Annotated in this window: 4 protein-coding genes; 3 read left to right on the top strand and 1 reads right to left on the bottom strand. The window is 64.8% G+C overall.

What is annotated here, in order from left to right:
- On the top strand, window positions 1-1,108 hold a 1,108-nt coding region (locus tag BG35_RS13135; RefSeq protein WP_034417824.1), incomplete at its 5' end, for an autotransporter domain-containing protein.
- Window positions 1,109-1,245: 137 nt separating this feature from the next.
- On the opposite strand, the gene BG35_RS0107555 is transcribed toward BG35_RS13135, so the two are convergent.
- On the bottom strand, window positions 1,246-1,629 hold the full coding sequence (locus tag BG35_RS0107555) for a VOC family protein (protein WP_025782349.1): 384 nt from the start codon (window positions 1,627-1,629) through the stop codon (window positions 1,246-1,248).
- Between the two features lie 91 nt (window positions 1,630-1,720).
- Between BG35_RS0107555 and BG35_RS0107560 the strand changes: the two genes are divergently transcribed.
- Both BG35_RS0107560 and BG35_RS0107565 read left to right on the top strand, forming a co-directional pair.
- Window positions 1,721-2,887: a pyridoxal phosphate-dependent aminotransferase gene (locus tag BG35_RS0107560; protein WP_025782350.1), complete on the top strand. Its 1,167-nt coding sequence runs from the start codon at window positions 1,721-1,723 to the stop codon at window positions 2,885-2,887.
- A 91-nt stretch (window positions 2,888-2,978) separates the two neighbouring features.
- Window positions 2,979-3,788: a sigma-70 family RNA polymerase sigma factor gene (locus BG35_RS0107565; RefSeq protein ID WP_025782351.1), complete on the top strand. Its 810-nt coding sequence runs from the start codon at window positions 2,979-2,981 to the stop codon at window positions 3,786-3,788.
- The last annotated feature ends 37 nt before the right edge of the window (window positions 3,789-3,825 follow it).

Genomic DNA, 3,825 nt, shown 5'->3' on the forward strand with positions numbered 1-3,825 from the left:
AGGGGCGCTCTCCTCCTTCCATGGACAGGAGGACACCCTCTCCCTGAATGGGAACGTAACCACCGCCCTGGTGGGAGCCGATTGGCGCACTGAGCAATGGCAAGCTGGCGCTGCCCTCTCCCATTCCTGGGGTGACGGCGGCTACGAGGGAGAGGGGGACAACGATGGTGGTGGCAAGATCAGCGCCACCATGACCGGCCTGTTCCCCTATGGCCGTTATGCCCTCACCCCCCGCCTCGGCGTCTGGGCCGTGGCCGGCTACGGCTGGGGACAACTCTCCCTCACACCCGATGGCGCCGAGAGGGAGTACCAGCCCGGCGCCACCATGGTGATGGGCGCAGTGGGCATCGACGGCCTGCTCATCGATGGGGGCGCCGATGGCTTCAGCCTCTCCACCACCACCGACCTGCTCACCCTCAAGACCACTACCGAGCAGACGGACAATCGCTCCTCTTCAGAGGGCAGTGTCTCCCGGCTGCGGATGGGGCTGGAGGCCACACGCCCTGTTCCCCTGCCCAATGACGCCTCCCTCCTCCCCTCCCTGGAGGTGGGTATCCGCCATGATGGCGGGGATGCAGAAAGCGGCTTCGGCCTGGAGGTGGGCGCCACCCTGGCATGGAATGATCCCCAACGGGGCATCAGTGCTGAACTGAAGGGCCGCTCCCTGCTCACCCACATGGACGAACACTTCCAAGAGCAGGGCCTCGCCCTCTCCTTCTCCTGGAATCCCGACCCATCCAATCGCGGCCCCTCCCTCTCCATGGGCCACACCATGGGCGACGCCGCATCCGGCATGGATGCCCTCCTTGATCCCACTGTCCTGGAGGGAGTTGGCGCATCCGCCGGCAACGGCCAGCAGTTCAAGGCACAACTGGCCTACGGCTTCCCTACCCACAACGACCGCCTCACCATGACCCCAGCCCTGGCAGTGGCACTCTCCCCCACCACCAGCACCTACTCCCTCCTCTGGTCCCTCGCTCCCTACTCCCCACACCAACCCCAGACCGAACCTTGGGAAATCGCCCTGGAGGCCGAACGCCAGGAAACCAACTCCCCAACATCCCCCGTGGTGCATTCCCTTGACCTCTCCTTCTCACTCCTCTTCTGAGTCCTGAATCAACCACTCCTTCCCCAGAACTGGGATGAGGAAGCGGCACAACGGTTCGCACGGGAAGGCGCTGTTTCCCCTGCTTCACTGATCCGACCCGGAATCCGGGTCAATCTAACCCCGCTGGTCCCCGTGGGCTATGGCTCTTCCCACAACAGCACACGGTTGCCTTCGGGATCCAGCAGCCATTGCTCCCGCCCGAAGGGTTCCTCCCGGAGAGGCTCCAGCACCTGGGCCCCCAGGGCCATGGCCCGTTGGCGCGTCTCCTCCAGACGGGTGCAACGGAGGCAGAGGGCCAGGCATCCCCCCTGCCGGGGTTGGGGGCGCTGGCGCGAGGGATGATACAGCACCATGTCCATCCCCGTGGGCAGACGGACCGTGACGGCTCCGGCAGCAGCAACGGTGAAGGACCCACCGGGGACAAGCCCCCCGTAGAAGTCAGCCAGGCGCCGGGGGTTCCGGCTGGCCAGCACCAGACAGCAGCGAGGCGCTACGCCCTCGGGCCGGATATGCTCAACCATGGGCAGTCCGTGGCGCCGGGGACGGCTGGCTTACACTGAAAACGGGCGTCACGAGACCTGATCGCGAAAACACATGGCAGCTTGCAAACGCATGAAGCCTGCTGAGAGAGCCCAACAACTCCAGCCTTCCCTCACTCTGGCCATCAGCGCCAAGGCCCGCCACCTGCAGCAGCAGGGGGAAGACATCTGCAGCCTCAGCACCGGTGAGCCGGATTTCCCCACTCCCCCCTTCATCCGCCGGGCGGCGGCAGCGGCCATGGAGGCCGGCCACACCCGCTACGGCCCGGCGGCAGGAGAGCCTTCCCTGCGGGAGGCCATCGCCAGCAAGCTGCAACGGGAGAACGGGCTGACCTACGGCCCGGAGGAAATCATGGTCAGCAACGGCGCCAAGCAGGCGTTGTACACCCTCTTTCAAGTGCTGCTGGATCCCGGTGACCAGGTGATTCTTCCAGCGCCCTACTGGCTCAGCTACCCCCCCATGGTGAGCTTGGCTGGCGGCCGCCCCGTGATTGTTCCCACCCACCCGGATCGGAACCACCAACTCGGCGCCGCGGAACTGGCGGCGGCCATCACGCCCCGCACCCGGCTGCTGGTGATCAACAGCCCCGCCAACCCGACGGGCGCCGTCTACCCGGAGCAGGCTCTGGCGGAACTGGCCGACGTGGTGCGCCGGCATCCCCAGGTAGCTGTGGTGAGTGACGAAATCTATGAATACATCCTCTATGACCACCATCGCCATGTGAGCTTTGGCGCCGTGGCGCCGGACCTGGCGGCCCGCACCTTTGTGGTCAACGGCTTTTCCAAGAACTGGGCCATGACCGGGTGGCGGCTGGGCTACCTGGCGGGACCTCGCCCCATCCTGCGCAAAGCCGCGGCGCTCCAGAGCCAGAGCACCAGCAACGTGTGCAGCTTTGTTCAATACAGCGGTCTGGCGGCGCTCCAGGGCTCCCGGGCCTGCGTCCACACCATGGTGGAAGCTTTTGCCCGGCGGCGCCAAGTGGTGCTCCAGGCCCTGGGATCCATGGGGTATGTCCATGGCCGGGCGCCCCAGGGCGCCTTCTACGCCTTCCTCAACATTGCCGCCACCAAGCTGGGTTCCATGGTGTTTTGCGAGCGCCTTCTGGCGGAAGCCGGCCTGGCCATGGCGCCCGGCGCCGCCTTTGGGGACGACCACTCCGTCCGCCTCTCCTTCGCCACGGACACCACCACGTTGCAGCGCGGTTTGGAACGGTTACAGGGGTTTCTGGCGGGGCTTTAGGAATCCACCTTTTGGCGGATGAGTTTTCAGCATTTGGGAGGATGCCGTTGGCCCGGGATTCGTAGACCGTAAATATGCTTGCATTGCCTGAATGCCATCCTGTGAGACCTGTGACATTGTCACGGAAACACGTCAACTGTTTACTGTATTGGTCCGCAATCGTCATCAAAATGATGATACATTTGATCTGCGCAATCGCATTGTTGAAATGAACAGCCGTCTGGTGCGACAGGTGGCCAGTCGCATGGTTCGGCGTTACAGTCTGGACTTTGACGATCTGGTCCAGATTGGCAGTCTGGGGTTGATCAAGGCCGTGGACCGCTTTGACCCACAGGCCGGCTATGCCTTCAGTTCCTTTGCCGTGCCGCTGATCCGTGGCGAGATTCTTCATTATCTCCGGGACCGGGTGAGTCTTATTCGTGTCTCGCGCCGCTTGCTGGAGCTCCATTCCCGCGGCGCCAGACTCCAGGAGGCCATGGCCAATCGCTCCGGCCGGCGCCCCACGGAGGCGGAACTTTGTGCGGCCCTGGACGTCACCCCAATGCGGTGGCAACAGGCCTGTCAGGCGAAGCGTAGTCTGCGGCTCTGCAGCCTGGATCAATGTATCGTCGGCCTCGACAACGAGGACGAATACCTACCCCTGCTGGACCTGCTCTCCGGGCCGCCACCCCTGGAGGATGACAACGGGGAACTGTACGCCCATCTCCAACATCTGGTGGCGCGTCTGGGGCCGGATGCACAGCGGCTCCTGAAGTGGCGTGTTCTCGACGGGCTGAGTCAGCGGGAGTTGGCCCGGCGGGAAGGGGTCAGTGTGCGGGTGGTCAGCCGCCGGCTCCATGCCATTCTGCAGCAGCTTCACCATCAACTCGGACCCATGGTGCGTGACTCTGCCCACCCGTAGCCCCCGCCGCCCCTCAGCGCCAGCCCAGCGCCACCGC

It is taken from the genome of Candidatus Synechococcus spongiarum SH4, assembly GCF_000586015.1.
In the GTDB taxonomy this organism is placed as follows: domain Bacteria; phylum Cyanobacteriota; class Cyanobacteriia; order PCC-6307; family Cyanobiaceae; genus Synechococcus_B; species Synechococcus_B spongiarum_F.